The sequence below is a fragment of the Tropicibacter sp. Alg240-R139 genome, from assembly GCF_900537075.1.
Lineage (GTDB): Bacteria > Pseudomonadota > Alphaproteobacteria > Rhodobacterales > Rhodobacteraceae > Falsiruegeria.
The window spans coordinates 1,052,687-1,074,965 of record NZ_UNRA01000002.1; the positions used below are offsets into that span (position 1 = coordinate 1,052,687).

General features: G+C 57.2%; 21 protein-coding genes and 2 pseudogenes. 11 read left to right on the forward strand and 12 right to left on the reverse strand.

What is annotated here, in order from left to right; translation table 11 throughout:
- Positions 1 to 22 precede the first annotated feature (22 nt).
- Together G6R15_RS12710 and G6R15_RS12715 are read right to left on the reverse strand one after the other, a co-directional pair.
- Positions 23 to 778, reverse strand: a complete 756-nt coding sequence (locus tag G6R15_RS12710; RefSeq protein ID WP_164660193.1) for a hypothetical protein — start codon at positions 776 to 778, stop codon at positions 23 to 25.
- A gap of 71 nt (positions 779 to 849) precedes the next feature.
- Positions 850 to 1,800 (reverse strand): GlxA family transcriptional regulator, encoded by a 951-nt coding sequence (locus G6R15_RS12715; RefSeq protein WP_164660194.1) that lies wholly within the window; start codon positions 1,798 to 1,800, stop codon positions 850 to 852.
- A gap of 211 nt (positions 1,801 to 2,011) precedes the next feature.
- Here G6R15_RS12715 and G6R15_RS12720 point away from each other — a divergent pair, with 211 nt between their 5' ends.
- From G6R15_RS12720 to G6R15_RS12735, 4 genes are all read left to right on the forward strand, one after another.
- On the forward strand, positions 2,012 to 2,722 hold the full coding sequence (locus tag G6R15_RS12720; RefSeq protein WP_164660195.1) for a GntR family transcriptional regulator: 711 nt from the start codon (positions 2,012 to 2,014) through the stop codon (positions 2,720 to 2,722).
- An 8-nt stretch (positions 2,723 to 2,730) separates the two neighbouring features.
- Entirely contained in the window at positions 2,731 to 3,648 is a 918-nt protein-coding gene (locus tag G6R15_RS12725; protein WP_164660196.1) for a dihydrodipicolinate synthase family protein, read from the forward strand.
- Positions 3,649 to 3,651: 3 nt separating this feature from the next.
- Positions 3,652 to 5,148, forward strand: a complete 1,497-nt coding sequence (locus tag G6R15_RS12730; RefSeq protein ID WP_164660197.1) for an aldehyde dehydrogenase — start codon at positions 3,652 to 3,654, stop codon at positions 5,146 to 5,148.
- 98 nt (positions 5,149 to 5,246) lie between these two features.
- Complete coding sequence (locus tag G6R15_RS12735) at positions 5,247 to 6,485, forward strand: FAD-binding oxidoreductase (protein ID WP_306432347.1); 1,239 nt, start codon at positions 5,247 to 5,249, stop codon at positions 6,483 to 6,485.
- A gap of 5 nt (positions 6,486 to 6,490) precedes the next feature.
- On the opposite strand, the gene G6R15_RS12740 is transcribed toward G6R15_RS12735, so the two are convergent.
- The 8 genes and pseudogenes from G6R15_RS12740 to G6R15_RS12775 form a co-directional block, all read right to left on the reverse strand.
- Positions 6,491 to 7,225, reverse strand: coding sequence for an SDR family NAD(P)-dependent oxidoreductase (locus tag G6R15_RS12740; RefSeq protein ID WP_164660199.1), 735 nt, complete (start codon positions 7,223 to 7,225; stop codon positions 6,491 to 6,493).
- Positions 7,222 to 7,956: an SDR family NAD(P)-dependent oxidoreductase gene (locus tag G6R15_RS12745; RefSeq protein ID WP_164660200.1), complete on the reverse strand. Its 735-nt coding sequence runs from the start codon at positions 7,954 to 7,956 to the stop codon at positions 7,222 to 7,224. Before G6R15_RS12745 ends, G6R15_RS12740 begins: the two co-directional genes overlap by 4 nt.
- Positions 7,957 to 7,972: 16 nt before the next feature.
- Positions 7,973 to 9,076, reverse strand: a complete 1,104-nt coding sequence (locus G6R15_RS12750) for a mandelate racemase/muconate lactonizing enzyme family protein (RefSeq protein WP_164660201.1) — start codon at positions 9,074 to 9,076, stop codon at positions 7,973 to 7,975.
- Positions 9,077 to 9,137: 61 nt separating this feature from the next.
- Positions 9,138 to 10,694, reverse strand: a complete 1,557-nt coding sequence (locus G6R15_RS12755) for a trimethylamine methyltransferase family protein (protein ID WP_164660202.1) — start codon at positions 10,692 to 10,694, stop codon at positions 9,138 to 9,140.
- Positions 10,695 to 10,835: 141 nt separating this feature from the next.
- Positions 10,836 to 11,018: pseudogene (locus G6R15_RS12760) on the reverse strand (glycine/betaine ABC transporter); the annotation flags it as partial.
- Between the two features lie 45 nt (positions 11,019 to 11,063).
- Positions 11,064 to 11,733, reverse strand: a pseudogene (locus G6R15_RS12765) (IS6 family transposase).
- A gap of 62 nt (positions 11,734 to 11,795) precedes the next feature.
- Positions 11,796 to 13,172 carry an SLC13 family permease gene (locus G6R15_RS12770; RefSeq protein ID WP_205520517.1) on the reverse strand — a complete coding sequence of 459 codons (1,377 nt, stop codon included), beginning with the start codon at positions 13,170 to 13,172 and terminating at the stop codon, positions 11,796 to 11,798.
- Between the two features lie 189 nt (positions 13,173 to 13,361).
- A complete protein-coding gene (locus G6R15_RS12775; RefSeq protein ID WP_164660204.1) occupies positions 13,362 to 14,279 on the reverse strand; it encodes a LysR family transcriptional regulator in 918 nt (305 codons plus the stop codon).
- 79 nt (positions 14,280 to 14,358) lie between these two features.
- Between G6R15_RS12775 and G6R15_RS12780 the strand changes: the two genes are divergently transcribed.
- From G6R15_RS12780 to G6R15_RS12805, 6 genes are all read left to right on the forward strand, one after another.
- Entirely contained in the window at positions 14,359 to 15,369 is a 1,011-nt protein-coding gene (locus G6R15_RS12780) for a TRAP transporter substrate-binding protein (protein WP_164660205.1), read from the forward strand.
- Positions 15,370 to 15,471: 102 nt separating this feature from the next.
- Positions 15,472 to 15,969: a TRAP transporter small permease gene (locus G6R15_RS12785; protein ID WP_164660206.1), complete on the forward strand. Its 498-nt coding sequence runs from the start codon at positions 15,472 to 15,474 to the stop codon at positions 15,967 to 15,969.
- Complete coding sequence (locus G6R15_RS12790; protein ID WP_164660207.1) at positions 15,966 to 17,348, forward strand: TRAP transporter large permease; 1,383 nt, start codon at positions 15,966 to 15,968, stop codon at positions 17,346 to 17,348. The genes G6R15_RS12785 and G6R15_RS12790 overlap by 4 nt, the downstream gene beginning before the upstream one ends.
- Positions 17,349 to 17,438: 90 nt before the next feature.
- A complete protein-coding gene (locus G6R15_RS12795; RefSeq protein WP_164660208.1) occupies positions 17,439 to 18,926 on the forward strand; it encodes an aldehyde dehydrogenase family protein in 1,488 nt (495 codons plus the stop codon).
- A complete protein-coding gene (locus G6R15_RS12800) occupies positions 18,923 to 19,222 on the forward strand; it encodes a DUF2218 domain-containing protein (RefSeq protein WP_164660209.1) in 300 nt (99 codons plus the stop codon). The genes G6R15_RS12795 and G6R15_RS12800 overlap by 4 nt, the downstream gene beginning before the upstream one ends.
- A 93-nt stretch (positions 19,223 to 19,315) precedes the next feature.
- Positions 19,316 to 19,924: a cytochrome P450 gene (locus G6R15_RS12805; protein ID WP_164660210.1), complete on the forward strand. Its 609-nt coding sequence runs from the start codon at positions 19,316 to 19,318 to the stop codon at positions 19,922 to 19,924.
- A gap of 39 nt (positions 19,925 to 19,963) precedes the next feature.
- Here the strand turns inward: G6R15_RS12805 and G6R15_RS12810 are convergent, their stop codons facing one another.
- Positions 19,964 to 20,425: an MOSC domain-containing protein gene (locus G6R15_RS12810; protein ID WP_164660211.1), complete on the reverse strand. Its 462-nt coding sequence runs from the start codon at positions 20,423 to 20,425 to the stop codon at positions 19,964 to 19,966.
- Positions 20,426 to 20,527: 102 nt separating this feature from the next.
- Positions 20,528 to 21,091, reverse strand: coding sequence for a hypothetical protein (locus tag G6R15_RS12815; protein ID WP_164660212.1), 564 nt, complete (start codon positions 21,089 to 21,091; stop codon positions 20,528 to 20,530).
- Between the two features lie 400 nt (positions 21,092 to 21,491).
- On the opposite strand from G6R15_RS12815, the gene G6R15_RS12820 reads away from it, so the two are divergent.
- Positions 21,492 to 22,271 (forward strand): coniferyl-alcohol dehydrogenase, encoded by a 780-nt coding sequence (locus G6R15_RS12820; protein WP_164660213.1) that lies wholly within the window; start codon positions 21,492 to 21,494, stop codon positions 22,269 to 22,271.
- Positions 22,272 to 22,279: the final 8 nt, after the last annotated feature.

Sequence of the window (22,279 nt, forward strand, 5' to 3'; positions counted from 1 at the left end):
GCGGCGCCGTTTTTCGGTGCGTCTATCGCCACATCGCGGCCGCCTTGAGCCGCAGATAGTACGGCATGTGATATTCCAGATAGGCGAGCATCTTGGGTTCGACTTCGGCCGCAGCAAAGAATGCCTCTTCTTGTCGTGTGAGGTCTTTGAGCGTCAAGGGACGGATAGATTTCGACGTTCCGGCGTCCGCATGCCAACCATCAACCTGCGCCCAGTCCGCCGGTCGTTCATTCTGCCAGTCAAAGGCGGACTCGACAAAGGGTAGGCCGATCCTGTCCCACATGGCTAACAGCGTCCCGCGATCATCGCGGCGCACAGCTTCGGCCTCGATCACCACCGGGGTTTGACCCGTGTCCGCCAGCGCCTGATAGTGGCGCCATTGTTGTTCGATCCCGATCTCGTCATTGGACACGTTCGGGTCAAGCTTGAAGTAGGATTTGATCGACGCCATTGGGTTGCGGATCAAAAAGCAATTCACCAACCGGTCCCGAAACGCCGCATCCTCCAGGATGTGGGGCATAACGTAATAACTCATGTCCTTGAAGAACACCGGTTGATCCTCGGCACGGGCCAGCAGCATGTCCCGGATCGCCTCATACGTCTGGGGATGGTCGTCCTGTACGTCGAAATGCGGCATCTCGCGAACCGAGCGGTTGACGTAGTAATCATACATGAACGGTTCATGCGCGCAGTCCAGATCGCCCCGTTCTCGCATGACCCGCTCCATCGCCGTCGACATAGAGCGGGGGTGCGACCAAAGGGCGATAATCTTGTGCATTTGTAACCTCGGCATTCGCAGCTGTTTGGGGCAAGCGAACGCCTAATCGCCAGCGCTGTCAACGCTCGAGATTAGGAGATTTTTCCGCGTTGGAGCATGGGCGTAACGCCATAGGTCGCGCGGTAGACACGGCTGAAATGACCAGGGCTTTCGAACCCGCACGCAAAGGCCACTTCGGTCACAGATGCTTCTGTTTGGATCAAAAGGTTGCGCGCACGATCAAGGCGCATTTCCATGAAATATTTCTTGGGAGAGGCGTTCAGATACTTGCCAAAGAGCCGTTCCAACTGGCGCGTCGAGATGCCCACGTTCTCCGCGATGACGGTGGGCGAGATCGGGTCCGAAATCTGATCCTGCATGATCTGGATCGCCTTGGTCAAATGCGCATTGCGCATTCCGTTGCGGGACTGCAGCGAGACTTTTTGTTCGGCTGTGGCGTGGCGAACGGCATTGTAAACCATTTGATCGGCAACAGCGACGGACAGGTCCTGACCATGATCGCGTTCGATCAGATGCAGGATCAGGTCGGCGGTGGCTGTTCCACCGGACGCGGTCATGTATTTCTCATCCGCGACAAAGACGCTGCGTACCAGGTTCACCTCTGGGAAGGCCTCCATGAAGCTGTCGTGATACTCCCAATGGATCGCGGCCTGCATGTCATCCAGAAACCCCGCTTCGGCCAGAACCCAGGCGCCCGAGCAAAGCGCGCCGATGGCCGTGCCCCGTACCCGCTCGCGACGCAATGCGGCCAACAGCGGTTTGGTGACGTGATCGCGCATGTGGATTCCCGACAAGACAAACAGCTGGTCACAGCGGGGCAGGGCATCGAATCCCGAATGCACCAGTGTCACGGATTCGTTCGAACAGGTCGCGGTTTCACTATTCTCGGATGCGAACGACCAGTGATACAGCGGCTCGCCGCTGACCAGATTGGCGATGCGCAGCGGCTCGACCGCGCAGGAAAACGCGAGGTGTGAGAATTCTTCGACGAGAAGAAAGACAAAGTGCTGTGTCTTGGACATGGCGTGACCCAATTCAAGGTTACCGGGGCGTGGCGTCTGCTTGCCCTGCGACGCAGTTCTCAGGCTAAGCCAAGATTCGTCTGCGCGGCAAGATAATGCGAGGTACGCCACATATTTTTTGCACACAACAATTTTTTACTGTGTACACAATGTGTATTTTTATGTGATAGAGAATCTGACAACTGCGCAACCGATTCAAGGAGAGGTGAGGGTGAAGGACGCCGCGAAAAATCGCAAAACCGAACTTTATGACTGGCTAAAAACCGCGATCATGACCTTGGATCTGCGGCCCGGCGCCGATCTGGATGAAAGCCGCCTGTCGGATGAATTTCAATTGTCACGCACACCGTTGCGCGAGGTGCTGCGCCAGCTTGCGGGTGAGGGGTATGTCGATCTGCGCGAAAACCGCGGCGCGCGGGTCAGCGAGATGTCCCACATGACTCTGCGCGACTTCTTTCTGGCCGCGCCGATGATCTATGGCGCGGTGCTGCAACTTGCGGCGCAGAACGCGCGGCCCGAGCAGATTGACGATCTGAAAGCCGCGCAAGACGTGTTCAAATCAACGCTGCGCACGGGTTCCGGTGCGGATCGCGCCATGGCCAACAACCGTTTTCACGAGGTGACCGGAGAGATGGCCGACAACATCTATTTGTTGCCCTCGTTCCAACGTCTGCTGATCGACCACGCGCGCATTTCTATGACCTTCTATCGCCCACAAGACGCGCAGATGGTCGAAAACGTGTCCGAGGCAAGCGCTCAACACGACGCGATCATCGCGGCCATAGAGGCACGGGATGACGTGGCAGCGGCGCAACTGGCCATCGACCATTGGAACCTGTCCCGAGACCAGATTGAACTGTTCGTCATGCCCGCAGGGTTGGACGTGCAACTGGGCTCAGTCGCACGAAACACATCAGCCTGAGGACTATCATGACACCCCTGTTTGAATTCAAAGGGATCTACACGCCTGTTGTGACCCCTTATCGCGCCAATGGTAGCGTCAATTGGGACGGCCTGTCAGACGTGATCGAATATCTCGCTGAAAACGGCGTGCATGGCCTAATTTCGGGCGGCTCGACCGGCGAAAACTATGCCCAAACCGTGAAAGAGCGTCTGGACCTGGCAAAGTTCACGCACCAGCAGCTCAAAGGACGTCTGCCGCTGGTGGTGGGGACCGGAGCCATGTTGACGTCGGATTCGATTGCTCTGGCGACCGGCGCGCGTGAGATTGGGGCTGACTCGATCCTGCTCGCCAGCCCGCCATATTCGGTGCCAACGGATCGCGAAAACGCGCTGAACGCGCTTGCCATCGACAAAGCCGCTGATCTGCCGATCATGCTCTACAACTATCCCCACCGCACCGGCACGATGATGGGAGAGGAGTTTCTTGACCGTGTCGGCCGGTCGCGCAATTTCAGCGGGATCAAGGAAAGCTCAGGCGACATCAACCGGGTTCATCTGTTGGCGCGGGACTATCCGCACATCCAGCTGGGTTGTGGCATGGACGATCAGGCGCTTGAATTCTTTGCCTGGGGCGCGCCGTTCTGGGTCTGTGGCGGATCGAACTTTCTGCCGCGCGAGCATGTGGCGCTCTACAACGCTTGTGTCATCGAAGGGAATTTTGCCAAGGGCCGCCGGATCATGTCGGCGATGATGCCGTTGATGCGGGTGCTGGAGCAGGGCGGAAAGTTCATCCAGACCATCAAACATGGCGTCACCATGAACGGGATCGAGGCCAGCGTTGTGCGCCCGCCGCTCAAAGGGCTCAACAAGGACGACAAACGCGCATTGGAACAGGTCACGCGCGTGTTGAAACAGAAAATCGCAGATATTGAGGCGGAGGGTTAAGACATGTCACTGCTCACTCAGGACGAATACAAATCCATCGCTGCCAATCTGGATATGCCAACCGGAGCCTTCATTGACGGCGCCTATCGCCCGGCGCTTTCAGGCAAGACGTTTGAGACATCGAACCCGGCCACCGGGGAGAAAATCGTCGATATTGCGGCTTGCGGTGCCGAAGACGTTGACTTTGCTGTCGAAAAGGCACGTGAGGCATTTGACGACGGCCGATGGTCGCGGATGCACCCATCTGATCGCAAGGACGTGCTGATACGCCTGTGCAAACTGATGACCCGAAATGCGCGCGAACTGGCGGTGATGGAAAGCATCGACAGCGGCAAGACGATTTATGATTGCGAAACCGTCGACGTGCCCGAGACTATTCACTGCATCAAATGGCACGCCGAGGTGATCGACAAAATCTATGATCAGGTCTCGCCCGCCAGCGACGACCACATCGCCATGGTCGTGCGCGAACCGATTGGCGTTGTAGGGTTGGTGCTACCGTGGAACTTTCCGCTGCTGATGCTGGGGTGGAAGATCGGCCCAGCTTTGGCCGCAGGCTGCTCGGTCGTGGTAAAGCCCGCGGCTGAGACCACACTGACCGCCTTGCGTCTGGCTGAACTGGCGATGGAGGCAGGCCTGCCGCGCGGCGTTCTGAACATCGCACCGGGCGGCGGCGCGGAGGTGGGCGAGCCGATTGGCCGTCACATGGACATCGATATGGTGTCCTTCACCGGCTCGACCGTGACAGGCAAACGGTTCCTTGGCTATTCGGGAGAAAGCAACGCCAAGGAGGTGGTGCTGGAAATGGGCGGTAAGAACCCGGCTATCGTGATGGATGACACCGAAAACCTAGATCGTGTTGCCGCGCATGTGGTCAACGGTGCATTCTGGAACATGGGCGAGAACTGCTCGGCCTCTTCACGCCTGATCGTGCACAAGGACGTAAAGGCCGAACTGCTGGAGCGCATCGCCCATCACGCCAAACAGTGGAACATCGGCGATCCGTTGGACCCGGAAACCCGCATGGGTGCCTTGGTTAGCGAAGAGCACTACACCAAGGTTTGTGGCTACTTGGACCAAGCCAAAAACGTCTTGATCGGCGGCAAGGCCAAGGATGGATTTGTCGAGGCCACGGTTGTTGAAGTGCCTGATAACGACGCTGTTCTGGCCCGCGAAGAGATATTTGGTCCGGTTCTGTCAGTGATCGAAGTGTCCAGCTTTGACGAGGCGATCAACATCGCCAATGACACCGACTATGGCCTATGTGCCTCGATCTTTACCGCCAACGCCAAACGGGCCATCCGCGGCGCGCGCGCGATCCGGGCGGGGACCGTGACGGTCAACAGCTTTGGCGAGGGTGACATCACCACGCCGTTTGGCGGTTACAAGCAGTCCGGCTTTGGCGGTCGCGACAATTCGGTTCATGCGCATGACCAGTACACGCAGCTGAAAACCATCTGGATCGATCTGGCCGACGACGAAGACGAGGCGGTGGATTGACCAACTACACCGCCAAAAGACTGCCCCGGCAAACGGGCCCGGCAGGATGGAATGCCATCTTGCCGGAACAACCCCCGCTGCCGGTACTAGAAAAGGATATGACCGTCGACATCACGGTGATCGGTGGCGGATTTACCGGGCTGTCCACTGCGCGGCGGCTGCATCAGCTTGACCCCAACCTGAAGATCGCATTGGTCGAGGCCGGGCGGTTTGCAGACAGCTCGGCAGGGCGCAATTCGGGTTTCATGATCGACCTGCCCCATGATCTGTCTTCTGACAACTACGCGGGTGATGGGCCAGAGGTGGACAGAGCAGAGATTGCTTTGAACAGGCAGGCCATTGGATTTGCCAAAGAGGTCGCCGCAGACTGCCAAATGCCGGATGAGATTTTTGATCCGTGCGGCAAATACAATGCGGCTGCGACACGGGCAGGCGACAGGCACAATCGGGAGTATGCCGACCATCTGCGGCAATTGGGGGAGCCTTGCGAGTTTCTCGACAAAGCGCAGATCGAAGAGGTCACCGGCAGTCCGCACTATACTTCGGGCGTGTTTTGTCCCGGCACGGTGATGCTGCAGCCGGCGGGCTATATTCGCGGGCTCTCGCAGCTGCTGGCGCGGCAGATCGCAGTCTTTGAGAACACACCCGCAACCGGGTTTGAACGGAAGGGCAACGGATGGCAGGTGAGCACCCCCAAGGGCAGGATCGCCACCGGTACCGTCGTGCTGGCCAATAACGGGCATCTAGAGAGTTTCGGGTTTTTTCAACGCCAGCTGATGCACATTTGCCTCTACGCCTCGATAACCGAGCAGCTGACCGGCGAGCAGGTCCAATCACTTGGTGGCCAGCCCAGATGGGGTGTCACGCCTGCTGATCCCATGGGCACCTCGGTTCGGCGTATTTCAGGCAGCTATGGCGACCGCATCCTGATCCGAACCTGCGCCAGCTTTCATCCTACCATCGAAACCAGCCCCATGCGCGTGCGCAACGCGGGCTGGGTGCATGACCGCAAGTTCACTGAACGTTTCCCGCACCTGCCAAATGTGGGGATGGAACATCGGTGGGCCGGGATGCTGTGCCTCAGCCGCAATGGGTCCGCCGCTTTTGGCGAGTTGGATCAGGGCGTCTACTCTGCGTGCTGCCAGAACGGATTGGGCACAGCGCGGGGAACCCTGCAAGGCATGGGTATTGCCGAGCTGATTGTGCAGGGGAAATCAGACATTTCCGATCATTTTCTGGCTCAGCCCGAGTTGCCGAAACTGCCGCCCGAACCTTTGGCTGCATTGGGCGCCAATACCTATCTGATGTGGAAGGAATGGCGCTCGGGCAAGGAGTAAGGGCGTCAGGGCAGGCTGAGCTGTGTCATACGGCCGCCGTCCACGGTGTAAACCTGACCGGTGATAAAGCCTGCATCTGCCGAGGCAAGGAAAGCAACGAGGGCGGCGATCTCTTCGGGTTTGCCAGTGCGGGCAATTGGATGGACACCTGCTATATCGCGGCGAAAGGCTTGGGGATCAGGCATGTTGTCGATGAAATTCTCGTTCAGTTCGGTGTCGATCCAGCCTGGCGCGACGGCATTGCAGCGGATGCATTCGGGCCCGTGATCCACGGCGACCGCACGCGTCATCCCGTGCAGCCCAGCTTTAGAGGCGCAATAGGCTGCGTGGCCGGGGTTGCTCCCCAGCCCCTCGATGGAACCAATATTGACGATATTGCCCTTGGTGTCGCGCAGGTGAGGCAGGGCGGCCTGGATCATCAGGAACGGCGCGGTGAGGTTGATGGTGAGCGTCCTGTTCCAATCAGCAAGGCTCATGTCCTCGACGCGGGCCTCTTGCATCATGCCCGCGTTGTTCACAAGCATGTCGAGACGGCCCGTTTGAGCGATCATGTCAGAGATCACATTACCTGGCGCACTTGGGTCCACGAAATCAGCAGTGACATGTTCAAATTCGGGGTCAATGCCGCGTTGTGCTGTGAAGACACGCGCGCCTTCGTCACGCAGCCGTCGGGCGATGGCTTGCCCGATGCCGCTGCGTCCGCCAGTGACCAAAGCGACCATGTTTTTGAACCGCTTCATGAGACCGGCTTACCCCCGTTCACTTCGATCAAGGCACCACACACGTAGCGCGCGGCGTCTGAGGCCAGAAACAGCACCACATCCGCGATGTCTTCGGGCTCGGCGATCCGGCCCAGAGGTACCGATTGGCCCAGTTCCGCGACGGCTGTGTCAGGATCAAAGCCACGCTTTTCGAACCCACTGCGCAGCATGGGTGTGTTCACCTCATTCGGGCAGACCGCGTTGATGCGGATGCCTTGAGGCGCATGATCCATGCCCATGCATTGGGTCAGCGAGGCAATCGCCGCCTTGGTCATGCAATAGAGCGCGTGGTTCGGCCCCGGCGCTGTGGCACCCCAGCAAGAGGCTGTGTTAACGATTGCACCGCCGCCGGTTTCCGCCATCAGCGGGATCGCGGCGCGGCAGATGCGAAAGGGCGCCTCGACATTGACCCCCATCGACAACTGCCAATCCGCGTCCGAGGCCTCGGTCACCGGTCCGCGCGTGATGACGCCCGCGTTGTTGATTACGATGTTCAGACCGCCAAGCGCTGCTATGGCGGCGGCAGGTAATCCGTCTGCATACTTCGCATCCAGCAGATCGCCGGGCAGATGAGCGTCAGCTTCGAAATGATCTGTCACACGATCAGCCACCGCGACCTGCGCCCCGGCGGCGCGCAAGCGGTTGACGATTGCGGTTCCGATGCCGCCTGCGCCGCCGGTAACGAGGGCGCGTTTTCCCTGAAACTCCATGCTCGACCTCCTGCTGTCAGAATGCTGCGACCGGCGACCCGAACAGGGTTTCATCCGGTGTGACCCCTAAACCTGGACCGCGTGGAACCGAGATGTGCCCACCTTCGACGCGGATACCATTCTCGGGATCATAGTGCCCTTCAATATATGGCGCGGCCAACCAAACTCCTTCGAGCAGATCGGGACGGACTGTGGCACCGATATGAGTACAGGCAGCTGCAATGATGTCGCCGCCCCAATTGTCATCGCAGGTGTGCGGCAGGTTGCGTGCCTCACAAATATCGCGGAAGGCGCGCATCGGGTGCAGACCGCCGATGCGGGTGACCTTCATCCCGAACCCATCGACCAATCCGGTTCCGGCGGCGGTGATGACGGTATTCAGCGACGTGCTGCTTTCATCCATGTAAAGGCCATGGGTGATCTGAGGACGGATCTTTTGAAGATCCTCAATTGTGTTGCAGGGCTGTTCCATGATGAAGGGAATGTCTGGACACTCCCGGCTGACCCGCAGCGCGTCGCGGGTGGTCCAGCCTCGGTTGCCATCGACGGCCAGGCGCATGCCCGATCCTTTGACGACCTCCCAGACCCTGCGGATGACCTCGATATCAATCTCGACGGGGCGTCCGCCAACCTTGATCTGTAGGCGGGGGTATCCCTCGGCCATTTTTTCTGCCGCCAGCTGCGCAATGTCGTCTGGCGTTCCCACACCGGTGGCATAGTAGGATGGCACGCGAGACGTCGCTGCCCCCCCCAACAACTCGGACACGCTGATGCCAAAGTGCTTGCCCAGAAGATCGTGCGCCGCGATGTCGATGGCCGCCTTGGCGTAATTGTGCCCGGTCAGCAACCCGTCCATCGCGCGGTGTAATGTGAGCGGTGCCACCTCTACCCCGATCAAATCGGGGGTCATCTGGATCAGCGCCGCTTGCGCACCGGCGGCATGCGCTTCGGCATATGTGGGTCCAACGGGACAGGTTTCGCCCCAACCGATCAGACCGGTGTCCGAGACAAGTTTTACCAGCGTGGTGTCCAATGCCCAAACCTGCGCCTTGGCCATCGTGTAGGGGCCGTTTCGAACCGGCAGGTCGTGTTGATAGATGTATATTTCGGCGATCTTCAAGGGGTGCCCTCAAGAAAATAAGCCCGCCCTAGAAAGGGGCGAGCCAGTAGGGGGGAGTGAATTAGTAGTGTTGGTTCAGCTCGTCGGCTGCCGGGATCTCGCGCTCGCGCCGGGCGATGTAGTCCAGCAGCTCCTCGTTCTTGGCGATGTCGAGGGTTGGTTCCTGGTATTCCGACAACAGCTTGCGGGCGTGGTTCAGAGCGCGCTCAGTGATTTCGACGCTACCTTCGGCCGCCCATTGCTCGATCGAGTTGTTGTCGAACATGTCGGGCATGAAGAACGCCTCTTGGAAGTTTTCCTGCGTGTGGGGGTGGCCGAGATAGTGCCCACCCGGCCCGACGTCCGGCACTGCGGACAGAGCTTGATCGAAGTCGCCCCATTTCGGGCCTTCGGCCATGCGATAGGCCATCGCGCATTGTTCTGCGTCGACGATGAATTTGGCCGTAGAACAATGCATCCCGGCCTCGTTCCAGCCGGCGCTGTGCCAGATGTAGTTCGCCCCGGCGTGCATCACGGCCTGCAAGGTTGTCGCGCTTTCGTAACCGGCTTGCGCGTCGAATGTCTTGGCCCCACCAAGCGTGTTCGAGGTGCGCCAAGGGACGCCGTAGTAACGGGCCATCTGTCCGATCATGAAGTTCATCAGGCTGATTTCGGGCGTGCCGGCCATCGGCGCACCGGATTTCATCGAAACGGTCGACAGATAGTGACCGTAAATCGCAGGCGCACCTTTGCGGATCACCTGCGTGTAGGCCAATGCGCTCAGCGCCTCGGCGTTCAATTGCGCGACGGTTGCGGGAACGCTTGCGGGCGTATTGGCGCCACCCAGAACAAAGGGCGAGCACAGCACCGGTTGATTACGGCGACAGAAGGCGCGCATCGCGCCCAACATCGTCTCGTCCCACACCAGCGGTGAATTGCCGTTGCAGTTGCCGGTGGTCACGGGGTGCGTTTCCAGGAATTCCTCGCCGAACAGGATGGCGCACATGTCCAGCACGTCTTCGGCGTTCTTGGGCGAGGTGGTCATGCCCATGAACGTTTTGTCGGAATGTTTCATTGATGAATAGGTGATGCGCAGGTGGCGCTGGCTGATTGGGTGATCGTAGGGTTCCACGATGTGGTGAGCTGAGGAATGCAGCGCGGGCATCATGTGGCTCAGCTTATGGAACATTGCCAGATCATCGAGCGTCGGGTTGCGCCGCACGTCATCCAGATCACGCAGGAAGGGCGCGCCTGTCATGGGGACAAAGATCGAATGTCGCCCACCAAGGCGCACATTCTTTTTCGGATCGCGGGCGTGATACGTGAAGTCGGATGGGATCGTGGCAATCAGTTCGCGGACCAATCCGCGATCCAGAAACACAAGCTCTCCTTCGACCTTGGCACCGGCATTTTTCCAGTCTTCCAACGCAATAGGGTCGCGGAACTGGACCCCCACGTTTTCCAGGATGTGCATCGAAGCGCTGTCGATGCGCTCGACCTGACTGCCGTCCATTACCTCACACAGCGCAATAGTCGCGGTCAGGCCGGGTAACATGTCGACTTTCGGGGCTGTGCGCAGGGCACGGCGGGCTTGCCTGCCACCCGAACGGGTGCGCGGTGCGGTGGCGAGTTGTGTCATGGCGACGATCTCCTGTTTGGATGTAGGATGCCTGTCGCAAGGACCACTTGGCGTGTAGGTTTCCGATATGTGAATGCAGAAACCGACATGTCTTCGAACGGGACCGGCAAAAACCGCCGCTCCCGTGTCGTGTTTGTACAATCAGCGTTTTCCGGCCGCGATCCAGTCGAGAATCAGAGTGCAGAAGGGAATTGCCAGACTGGCCAGAATGCCCTGACCCACAGTGGCGTATTGCAGGGCTTCGCGCACATCCTCGTCCAGACATTTGGCACCGATCAGCGGGGCGACAACCACCATGGCCAATGACAGAAGGATGGTTTTGCTGTGAGGTTTTGAGCCCTCCGAGCTGTTCCAGCAGTCGCTTGGGAGTTAGTCGGTGAGCTTAGAGAACTGCAGAGACGGACAGACTCCGGGCGTGAGTTGGTCTTTACGGATCATTTGCGCAACCTCGATGCCTGCTAGAGTTGCTGAAGTTGAAACAAAAGACTTGAACCCGAACATTGGCCGAGTGCGTCTCTTGATGAAACGGTAGCCCTGTTCCACAATGTTGTTCAAATATTTTCGCCTCACCGTCTTGATCGGGATCAGACAACCAAGGCCTTTGATCACCTTTGTGCCCACTGTGTTGGCGCCACTTTTGTCGATGACAATCTTTCTCGGATGGCCGTTAGCCTCTAGCATCCTGGCGAAGAACTTTGTGGTCACCGCTCTATTGCACAGCTCGGACAACATGAAATCAAGCGATTTTGCCGTATTTGTCGACGGCTCGATAGAGATAAACTCAAGCACCTTTCACTTTTATGTCGGTCTCGTCCATCCTCTAGGAAGGATCGCATGGTCCTCTGGACCTGCGCGCTCCGCCGACAATAGCGTCTGAGTATCGCTTCACCCAGCGGTTCGGCGTAGTTTGATCAACCGATACGCCGCGTTCCGTCACAAATTTTTGCAGGCGACGATATGAAACGTCGTATCGAATATAAAAGAAAAGGGTAAAGAGGGTCACATCCTTCGGATACTGCGCGCCTTTGAAGGAGATCATGAGCTGGCTTTCATCTGGTAACTACGGCTGGCAAACCACCACCCAGGGTACAGTGAAAAATCTCAACCTGAAAAATAGCCCAACCATCGCACCCAGACAAAGTGCAATGGGGCAAACACAAGAATTCCAAGTGCGAAATAGCACAGCAGCAAACGGACCGCCTGACCGGAAGGTATTCGACCGATTGACAAGGTCAGCAACAGGGGCGGCACCAGATATGGAAAGGGCACGAGAACCCAGGTTTGAACCTGCGCCAGAAGTACAGATTCAACCGACCACCCGGTGGCAGTCGCCAGTTGTCCGGCCAGCGGAGTCATCACGCCGGGTGCTGTTGGAACGGTGGTGCCGACAGCAACCAGTGAACCTATGGCGGTCAGGGCGCCAAATATCGCTATGTTGTTGGTCAGGTTCGCCTGATGGAACATGGCGACCAGAGAACCACCGGCCCAAGTGCTGATGCCCGTCGCTGCGACTGCCGCGCCAAAGCCGATAACGCCTGCCACAAAGAAAATCGGAGCAATGTTGATCTTTTGGGGCAGATCTCCGACGGGAATGATGCCGACACCGGGTAGGGCACAAAACAGAGCGGCCCCCATCGCGACCCAGGCGGGAGCGATGCCGTACCAATAGTCGGTGATCCACATCAGAACAGTGAATGCAAGAACAACCGTCAGTCTGACCTGCGGTGCCGTCAACGGCTCGGCCTCGTCCACGGTTGTAACCTGTTCGGGTGGTTCATGAAAAAACCACCAGTTCAGCGCGATGGTGGCGGCGCAGCTGAATAGGCCAAGCACCGGGAAATTCACAAGGAAATAGTCGCTGTAGGTAAAGGTCACACCATAAAGACCCTCGGCCGAGCCTGACATCACCAAGTTTGGGACGTTTGAGGGTAGAATGGTAAAGGCAGGCAGGGATGTGCTCATCCCGGCGGTCAGAACCAGTCCTGCCTGTCCGTTCGACCCGGCCTGGAACCCAAGGCGTTTGGCAAGGTGAACAGCGATAGGGGCCATCAGCACGACGCGCCCGATGGCTGTGGGTACGATGAAGGACAAGAGAAGTCCGGCCAGAGCGATCGTTGTTAGTGCACCTAGATAGCCTGGTGCAGACAAAGCCGCCAGCCGATGAACAAGCCAGTCTCCCAAACCGCTTTGAGTCACGGCGTGTCCGAGTACAAGCCCGCCGAAGATCAGCCACAGAGCGCTGGAATAGAACCCTGAGAATACGACATCGGGCGGCGCGATTGCCAAAAGCGAAGAGAGAAACAGAAAAAGCAACGAAGTGAAGAATTCGGGAACGACGCCAGTGATCCACAGGCCAAGGGTAAAGATCACAACGCCCAAAGCGCGTGACATTGCAGGATCGACGTCGAGCACAGAAACCCCACTCTGACCGGCAATCAACAACCCAATCGCCACCAGGGATGTCAGCAGTGCAATCACCTTGGCGGGGCGCGGCCTGTTTTGAAGGACAAAAAAGTTAGGTTGGCGAACAGATAGCCTGGCCATCGCGATCTCTCGATATGTCAATTGGATCGCGTCAGGATATCAATGGAATGTATTCAGTCCATTCATGGTCATTTATTAACGACATTAGAGATTCACATGTATTCGGTGGTCGCGAGAGGCGGTTTACAAACCTTTCATTAACTCCGGAACTTTGGCGGAGATTGCCGATATCCTGTTGCGCAACCACATATGCGCCGGGTCATTGGTGCTGCGTTCGTGCCAGATCATAAAGATCGTCACGACGTTGCTTTTAAATGGCAAGGCGGCCACGCTCAGGCTGCTGAGTGTGTGAATTCGCATCAAGCTCATTTCGGTGGCGATCAGCCCGGTGCCTTTGACAAAGGGTGGAATCGCATTGAAATTCGGCACTGAAATCCGCGGCTCTTGGATTTGCGACGCTTCCAGATCAGTTATCACCTTGATCGAAGTGCCGCCCCCGGCAAACTGCACAGTCAAGTGATCGGCCTTGCGGTATTCGTCCCAAGTCGCTGGCGGATCTCGGACCTCGGAGTCGTAAAAACACATCATCTCGCTTGTAAACAGAGGCTTTTGGAAAATGTCTGGCCCATCGGGTGGCAAGGGTGTCAGCGCCAGGTCGCACTGTGCCTCGCGCATCATGTTTACGGTGGGCTGTCCCGACGGGAGAAATCGGATGTTCACCGAAATCCCTTCTTCCCACGCCTCGCGCATTAACTGCGGGAAAACCAAATCACGTTGCATGTCATTGGCGGCGACCACAAAGCGCATCTCTTCGGTTGTGGGGTCAAAGATGCGGTCATCAGTCAGGTTTTTCAGGCTATCGAGCGCCTTTTGCACCGGTTCTTTCAGGGCCAAGGCCGTCTCTGTGGGCATTAGTCCCTGGCCTGAGCGCACGAAAAGCGGGTCACCAAGGATCTTGCGCAGCCGCGACAGCGTGTGACTGACCGCAGGTTGTGTCACGCCCAATTGTTCGGCCGCAATCGAGACCGAGCTGTTTTCAAGAATTGCGAGGAAAGTCCGGAGGATATGACCATCCAGGTCCAAGAAATTAGTTTTCTGCATGAGATATATAAATACTCATAAATAGATTGAATGTCTAGCTGCGCGTACTCTGTGCTGACAAATATGGCGGAGGAACGCAATGAAACTTACTCAAATCCTCGGCGCACTGACTGTCGTAGCTTCGACAGCCGTCGCCTCAATCACTCATGCAGAGGAATTGTCGGTTGCGACCTTCATTCCGCCGCAGCATCATGTCAACGCGAACCTGTTCAAATGGTTCGGTGAAGAGCTGGATAAACGCTCTGGCGGGTCGTTGACCATGAAGCTCTACCCGGCTGGCCAGCTGGGCGCTGGCCCGGTGCAGCAATACAAGCGCGTCGTCGAAGGTGTGGCCGACGTTACCTTTGGTCTGCAGGCCTATACCCCGAAAATCTTTCCGCGCAGCATGCTGATTATCCCGCCGGGCAAAGCGACGTCCGCAAAAGAGTCGACCGAGCGGATGCTGAATGTCTATGAGGAGCACCTTGCTCAGGAGTATCAGGACGTCAAACTTCTGGGCATCTTCACCACCTCGGGCAACATCTGGGCTGCCACAAGTGATGTTTCGACCATGGACGGCATCAAGGGCAAAAAGATGGTGCCATATGCGGCAATGACCACCCCGATCGTCGAAGCGTTAGGCGCCGTGCCTGTGCAGATGCCGGTGACCGAGATGTACACCGGGCTTTCTACGGGCACTATCGACAGCACCACAGCGACCTACAACAACATAACGGCGCCCTGGAATTTCTGGGATGTATCGAGCCATCTGGTCACCAACGTACCTGTGCAATTCGCCGTGTTTTTCGTGGCAATGAACAAGGAACGGTACCAGGATCTCTCGGACGAGCATCGCGCTATCATCGACGAATTGGCGGGCGAGGTGTTCTCGCTGAAGGGTGCTGAGAGCTTTGATGGGGCTGACGCCCGCTCCAAAGAGATCATGCAGACCGCCGATCAGATGGCCAACATCACGCAGGTTGTTGTCAACGACGAAGAGCGCGCCAAGATGAACGCCGCGGTCGCCGACGGCATGGAAGTGATCTTTGCCGACTACGAAGGCCGCGGTGTCGAGAATGCCCGCGCGATCTACGGCGCAATCAACAACTAAAGACTTGGACGGCGCGCCCGGTCAGCGGGCGCGCCGTCCAAGTGACAATTCGCGGAGGTTCGAATGTCGGGACACGTCAAGTTACCTATCTGGATTCGTTTGATGGACAGAGCCATTCTGATCACTGCCTTGTTTGGCGGTACTTTAGTTCTTGCCTTCATGATGCTTTTGAGCACGACCAACGTGCTTGTCATGCGCAAGATGCTCAATGCCCCGATCAAGGGCACAGAGGACATGCTGATCCTGGGTCTGGTGATCCTTGTTGCGATCGCCGTTCCTCTTGGTGGTCGGACTGGCGCACATATCGAGATCGAGGTTCTGGAAAGCCGTATGTCGGTCGGATTTGCGAAATGGTCGATGGTTTTTCTGCGCCTGATGGGCAGCGTGTTGATGTTCATCATGTCCTATCAGCTGGTCCATGCCGGGCAAAAAGCCACCAAGTTCGGTGAAACCACCCAGCAATTGCTGATCTCATACGAGCCGTTTTACTACCTGCTGGCGGGCTGCATCGGCGTTTACGCGGTGGTCCTGGTTACAGACGTTTTTCAACTGCTCACGCGCGGAGCGATCCGCCTGATTAATTTGGGAGACTCCGAATGAGCCTGACACTCATTGGCATTTTCGGACTGCTTAGCTTGTTCGTCTTGTTGGGACTGCGATTTCCTGTTGCGCTCTCTATGATTTTCGTCGGCGTGATTGGAACAATCGTCGCCACAACTCAAAAATTCGTTCTGGTCGGTATGGATCCCGATCAGGCGCTGTCGCGGGGGATCAAGACCGCGATGTCAAACATGTCTGGCGAGACCTTCGAGGCCGCCTCGAACTACAACCTCCTGGTCATTCCGATGTTCGTGCTCATGGGCAATCTGGCGGGGGTGTCCGGCATGTCTGCGGACCTGTTCAATGCAGCGTATCGCTGTATGGGGCATTTGCGCGGAGGGTTGGCCTCGGCCACGATTGCGGCATGTGCAGGGTTCGCTGCGTTGTCCGGTTCGTCCCTGGCGGCGGCCATCACCATGGGTCGTGTGGCTTTGCCTGAAATGAAAAAATTCAACTATTCAGATAGTCTTGCCACGGGATCAGTTGCGGCCGGAGGCACGTTGGGTTTTCTGATCCCGCCCTCAGGGGGAATGATTATCTATGCCGTGCTGACCGAACAATCCATCGGGCGGCTGTTCATGGCTGGGGTTATTCCTGGCATCGTGCTGACCCTGTTGTTTATCGGCGCGATTTATCAGACCGTATTGCGCAAGCCCGAAACCGGACCTGCTGGCCCAAAGGCACCTTGGTCTGAACGCCGCAACGCGCTGATATCCGCGCTGCCGTTTGCCGGTGTCGTGGGCATCACTATCGGCGGCATGTACACCGGCTTCTTTACCCCGGTCGAAGCCTCTTCGGTCGGTGCTTTCCTGGCCTTTCTTGTGGCCATCTGGCGGCGGACGCTCAACGGGGCTGCGATCCGCGAGGTCGTTCTGCAAACGATGAAGGCTTCGGCCACGGTGTTTCTGATCATCATCGGTGCCTTTATCTTTATCCCTTTCATGTCGTTGACTGAATTGCCCGGCCAGTTGGTGGTTCTGCTCACCTCATTGCCGATTGGGGATTATGGCATCCTGCTAGTGATCATTCTGATCTACATGTTCTTAGGCATGTTTCTGGAAGGCATCGCGATGCTGGTACTGACTATTCCAGTGGTGCTGCCGATCATTGCCGCGCTGGAATTTGGGTTCGACCCGTCGATGGCCAGCATGAAGATGATCTGGTTCGGGGTGCTGGTTGTGATTGTGCTGGAGATGGGCATGATCAGCCCGCCGGTTGGTATCAACGTCTTCGTTGTGAAATCCATCGCGCCGGGCGTTTCGATGGCAGAGGTGTTTCGCGGGATATGGCCATTCTGGTTCGCCATGGCGTTGATGCTGGTGCTGTTGATCCTGTTTCCGCAGATCGCCATTTGGCTGCCTCAAACCATGATTGGCTAAAGCCTCGAACGCCTGACTTAGACGGTTTTGTCGATGCGATCTCGTGTTGGCACAGCCCCCAATTGTCCTCAACTTGGAAGGAACCCAGCCATGGACAACATGGATCAAGTGATCACCACCGAGATCTTCATCAATGGCGAAGCCCGTCGGGCGTCGGATGGTGCGGTTTATGACATCTTTAACCCAGCACGTCCCGACGAATTAGTGGGTCACGCTGCTTCGGCCACTGAAAAGGATGTCGATGATGCGGTCAAAGCCGCCCATGCGGCGTTCCCGACTTGGGCCGCGCTTGGTTTCAAGGAGCGGGCGGCATTGCTTCGTGAGGTGGCGCAAACACTCACTGCGGATGAAGAAGACGTCAAATATCGCTCGCGCCTGTTCACCCGTGAGCACGGAAAGATCGCGCGCGAAACCCTGATGGAGATGTCCCGGCTGGGGGACCGTTTTATGCAGGCGGCTGCCTTTGCCGAACGCATGGCCATCGACGAAGAGATTAAAGGCCCCCCGTTTGATTCACTGATAGCCCGACAGCCGCGCGGTGTTGCGGCGCTGATCGTGCCGTGGAACTGGCCCCTGTCGATCCTGGGTGCAAAGCTGCCTGCGGCTCTGGCTGCCGGCAACACAGTGGTTGTCAAACCGTCGGCCAATTCGGCGCTGGCCCCCTGTCTGACCTTGCAGATCATCGCCAGGATGCTGCCGCCGGGTGTGGTGAACATCCTGACCGGGTCAGCCTCGACCATCGGGGATCCGCTGGTTGGGCACCCGTTGGTGCGCATGGTGAATTTCACGGGCTCTACAACCATTGGTCGACACGTCATGAAGGTGGCCGCCGACAACATCACGCCGGTTACTCTGGAATTGGGTGGCAATGACGCGGGGTTGGTGCTGGATGACGCTCAGCTGGATGATGATGCGTTCAACCGGATGTATTGGGGTGCTTTTGGCTCGTCAGGGCAGATCTGCATGGCACTGAAGCGGCTTTATGTACATGAGAGCCGCTATGACGAGGTGATCGACGGATTTACCGCCGCGTGTGAGCGGGCCGTTGTTGGCGATGGCTTGCTGCCGGAAACCACCATGGGGCCGATCAATAACGCCAAACAGTTAAAGGTGGTGACTGACATGATCGCCGAAGCCCGCGCCAAGGGCGCCGAGGTGCGCGAATGCGGTCAGGTGCCTGACGAAGCGCTTTTTGGCGGAGGCGGGTATTTCCAGAAACCTACGCTGGTTTACGATGCTGACCCGTCGCTATCGGTCGTACACGAAGAACAGTTCGGCCCGGCCTTGCCGATCATGAAGTTCAAGACCGATGAAGAAGCCATCACCAAGGCAAATGACAGCATCTTTGGCCTGTGCTCTTCGGTCTGGACACCTGACCAAGAGCGCGCTGTTGCAATCGCGCGTCGGATCGAGGCTGGCTATACCTATCTAAATGCGCATGGTCCGGCGGCACAGGATTCACGCGGACCCTTTGGCGGCTTCAAGCAGTCCGGGATAGGTCGAAACCTGGGCTATGATGGTATCTTGTCCTTTACCGAGGCACATACGATCACTGGACCCGAAGGGTTTTTGTTATGAGCGTCCCTCTGACATCCGTCGCCTGCGTCGCCCTCTCTCCGGCGTCGCGGTTCCTGCAACAGCTTGCCCAGCATTTTGCGCATAAGGTCGATGTGGAACAGACCAAAACAGCGACCAGGGTGACCTTGAGTTACGGGTATTTCGAGCTCAGCACGGATGGTGAGGATACTCTTGTCATGCGGACGTTTGCGGATACGGATGAGCACCGCAAACGGCTGGAACATGTTGCAGCCGCACATCTGGAGCGGTTTGCTTTTCGCGATCCCCCTGTAATCGTTTGGTCCGAGGTCGGGTGACGCGAATGCGGTGTGAACAACGGTTTGGGGAACATCACGCAGAGCGGTCTTGCGGAAAATGCCATTTTGGCCAACGACCTGAAAGGCCATGCTATGGCTGATCTGATAGATCTGCGATCCCCGCGTTTCGCGGCGGACAAATACGGCTATATCGAAGAGCTGCGACAGCAGTCTCCGATTGGGCGCGTCGAAGGCGGCTTTGTTTTCTTCAACCAAGAAGACGCTCGTTATGTTCTGCGCTGCGAGGATTTCCGGTTTGATTTCTTTCACGCCGACCCTTCCATCAGCCCCTATCTGGCAGACAGCGTCCAACATGAAATGTTGAACATGCATGGCCCCGGCCATGAACTGCTGAAGAAAATCGTGATGAAAGCGCTGCGCGATGTGACCTACAAGGGGATAGCGATCAGGAAGGGCGACCGGGCGTTGACGTTGATCCCGGCTGCAAACCGAGACCCCGAGGCGTTCAGTGACCCGAACAGATTCGACATCACCCGTCCACGGCAGCGGCATTACAGTTTCGGCTACGGTATGCATGCTTGTCCGGGCGCGCAACTGGCGCGGATGGAGATGGCGCTGGCGATTGAGGTGCTATTGGCACGGACGCAGACGCTGCAGCTGTTGGACATTCCAGAGCGCGACAGTGTGCAAAAGGGGGGAAGCCCCCTGAGACTGCAGCTGGCCCTGTCCAAGCGCGTTTGAAACTGCATTTTGATGCGACTAGCCCGTTAGTTTGGCTCGCTAGTTCATCGTGACTGGGTCCGAGACGTTGATTGCACCGCCGGTCACAACCCGACAGATCAAGCCTGCGCGGTCTGCAAGTGGAACCGAAACCGGTTTGCGTGCCGCGACATTCAGGAACCGGCACGTATTGCAGGGTCGCAATCCTTCAAGAGTGACCCCTCCAACGGAAAAGGTCTTACCGACGAGCTGCATCAAGGCGACACCTTCGGTGGTCAAATTGCGCCGATGGTCCAGAGGGCGCAAATCAAACCCGCGTTCTTCTTTCAAGGCTTGCAGCACTTCATTCTCGAACAAAGTCACGTCGCGCGGATCTGGAGATCGGGAAAACCGGCCAGTCCCGGCCAGATATCTGTCACCTTCCAAGCCTGCGTCGGCAATGGCGATGGCACTTTGATGCGAAACCATTGGCCGACCGGCTGCTGCGGTCGTGTGAATGTGTAAAAGTTTCCCGATACTCATCGAAACTCTCTCCTTTCGTGTGCCCGATCAGTGCCTGAAATGGTCGAACGGCATGTTTGAACTGTCTTGTAGGATACTTTTCGGCATCATTTGTGGCGCGCGCTACGCAGATGATGTTGCGCCGTATTTCTCTTCTAGCTTGCGCAAAAGCGCCATCGACCGGGGCAGGAAAAAATATGAGTTGAGCAGGATGTTGCAGATTAAAAGAACGACCATGCGCGGGTAACCGGCTGGAAAATCAGGAGAGATCTGATCGGCAATCCACCCGAGACAGGCCCCGACAACCAGAACCCAGAACGTCAGAACCGACACCGTTTTCCATTTCTTGGGGGCATGCGTCGCCCCAAGTCCCCCAAGTAGGGAATCCAGATCCCAAAGACGGTTTTTGACCACCTCACCTTCGATGTATTGCGCCAATTCCTCCACGATGTCCCTGCGCGTCGAAGACTGCTCCCAAGCGATCAAATCCTCTAGCGTCGCAAAAGAAATTACGGTCGCAAACGTCCCGGCAGATTCGCTTGACGGCACGTTGTGGCGGACCTCGATGAACCCGGGTTGCGCCTTAAGAGCCAGCTCGAAGCGACCCAAGACCTCGTTTGCGGCATCCCTTTGAGTTTCACGGAATTTGCGAACGATGACGGACAAGACAGGTGACGTGTTTGACATTGAATTACTCCACCTCCGAGGCGCTTGTGGGGAATGAATTCCGGAGCGCTTTGATCCCATACAGGCTAAGAAACAGGCGTTGATCTAACAAGTGCAGGGCAAGCTGGGTGAAGGGGAAAAATTCCGATTCCTGGGCTTTTTCACGTCATTGCCAAGAGCGTAGTGCGGTCGATGTTCTAGGAATTCATGACCTCGTAAGAGTCAGAAAGAAAACGATAATACGGCTCAACTCCGAGCTGGATCATAAGATTTTTGGCGCTTGGGGCGACCGAACAGGAAACGTATTTATAAAATGTCTTCATAATAAATATCAATTCACATCAATGGATCGAATGAATTTAAAGGTCTAGTTTTGACCGAACAAAGCCGAAGTTCAATTCCGACAGAAGGTGAAACCAACATGCTTACAAACAAGAAAATCATTGTGACCGGCTGTGCGTCGGGAATCGGTGCCGAAACCGCGCGTCTCGTCAAAGAACTTGGGGGCACAGTCATCGGCATTGATCGCAATGAAACCACTGAGAATGTCGATTCTTTTTACAAGGTCGACTTTGGCGACAAGGCTTCTATCGACGCTTTGGTGCAGGCGCTGCCGGACGGTGTCGACGGTCTTGCCAATATCGCAGGTGTGCCGCCGACCTTGGACGCCGAAACGGTGGTTCGGGTCAATCTGATTGGTGTGAAATACTTTACCCTGAATATGATCGACAAGCTGGCGGACGGCGCGTCCATCGTCAATCTGGCCTCGCTAGCAGGATTGGGTTGGCCGAACTCGGTCGAGCAGATCAAGGTTGCGGCAGATCTGGACTTTGACCAAGTCGCGGAATTTGTCGCGAGCCACGACATCGACAAGGAACAGGCGCGCTCGTACTTCTTTGCAAAAGAGGCGCTTGTCGTCTGGACTATGCAACACCGATGGACCTGGCGCGACCGCGGCATTCGTGTCAACGCGATCAGCCCCGGCGCGGTGGAAACTCCGATCCTGAAAGATTTCCTCGAAACTCTGGGGAAGAAGGCCGACGAAGCCCGCAAGGTCATGGACCGCGCCGGCACACCAAAGGACATTGCGCCTGTCGTTGCCTTTCTGCTCTCGGACATGACCCCTTGGATTCGCGGCGTCAACATCGCCGTGGACGGCGGGCAGGCGGCCAATGCCCTCTGCGGTATGAATGGTCTGTAATTTTCTCT

What these genes read in the sequence shown, in the direction of transcription:
- G6R15_RS12710 (WP_164660193.1), bottom strand. Translation starts at nt 778, where the DNA reads ATGCACAAGATTATCGCCCTTTGGTCGCACCCCCGCTCTATGTCGACG.
- G6R15_RS12715 (WP_164660194.1), bottom strand. Translation starts at nt 1,800, where the DNA reads ATGTCCAAGACACAGCACTTTGTCTTTCTTCTCGTCGAAGAATTCTCA.
- G6R15_RS12725 (WP_164660196.1), top strand. Translation starts at nt 2,731, where the DNA reads ATGACACCCCTGTTTGAATTCAAAGGGATCTACACGCCTGTTGTGACC.
- G6R15_RS12730 (WP_164660197.1), top strand. Translation starts at nt 3,652, where the DNA reads ATGTCACTGCTCACTCAGGACGAATACAAATCCATCGCTGCCAATCTG.
- G6R15_RS12735 (WP_306432347.1), top strand. Translation starts at nt 5,247, where the DNA reads ATGACCGTCGACATCACGGTGATCGGTGGCGGATTTACCGGGCTGTCC.
- G6R15_RS12740 (WP_164660199.1), bottom strand. Translation starts at nt 7,225, where the DNA reads ATGAAGCGGTTCAAAAACATGGTCGCTTTGGTCACTGGCGGACGCAGC.
- G6R15_RS12745 (WP_164660200.1), bottom strand. Translation starts at nt 7,956, where the DNA reads ATGGAGTTTCAGGGAAAACGCGCCCTCGTTACCGGCGGCGCAGGCGGC.
- G6R15_RS12755 (WP_164660202.1), bottom strand. Translation starts at nt 10,694, where the DNA reads ATGACACAACTCGCCACCGCACCGCGCACCCGTTCGGGTGGCAGGCAA.
- G6R15_RS12775 (WP_164660204.1), bottom strand. Translation starts at nt 14,279, where the DNA reads ATGCAGAAAACTAATTTCTTGGACCTGGATGGTCATATCCTCCGGACT.
- G6R15_RS12780 (WP_164660205.1), top strand. Translation starts at nt 14,359, where the DNA reads ATGAAACTTACTCAAATCCTCGGCGCACTGACTGTCGTAGCTTCGACA.
- G6R15_RS12785 (WP_164660206.1), top strand. Translation starts at nt 15,472, where the DNA reads ATGGACAGAGCCATTCTGATCACTGCCTTGTTTGGCGGTACTTTAGTT.
- G6R15_RS12790 (WP_164660207.1), top strand. Translation starts at nt 15,966, where the DNA reads ATGAGCCTGACACTCATTGGCATTTTCGGACTGCTTAGCTTGTTCGTC.
- G6R15_RS12795 (WP_164660208.1), top strand. Translation starts at nt 17,439, where the DNA reads ATGGACAACATGGATCAAGTGATCACCACCGAGATCTTCATCAATGGC.
- G6R15_RS12800 (WP_164660209.1), top strand. Translation starts at nt 18,923, where the DNA reads ATGAGCGTCCCTCTGACATCCGTCGCCTGCGTCGCCCTCTCTCCGGCG.
- G6R15_RS12805 (WP_164660210.1), top strand. Translation starts at nt 19,316, where the DNA reads ATGGCTGATCTGATAGATCTGCGATCCCCGCGTTTCGCGGCGGACAAA.
- G6R15_RS12810 (WP_164660211.1), bottom strand. Translation starts at nt 20,425, where the DNA reads ATGAGTATCGGGAAACTTTTACACATTCACACGACCGCAGCAGCCGGT.
- G6R15_RS12815 (WP_164660212.1), bottom strand. Translation starts at nt 21,091, where the DNA reads ATGTCAAACACGTCACCTGTCTTGTCCGTCATCGTTCGCAAATTCCGT.
- G6R15_RS12820 (WP_164660213.1), top strand. Translation starts at nt 21,492, where the DNA reads ATGCTTACAAACAAGAAAATCATTGTGACCGGCTGTGCGTCGGGAATC.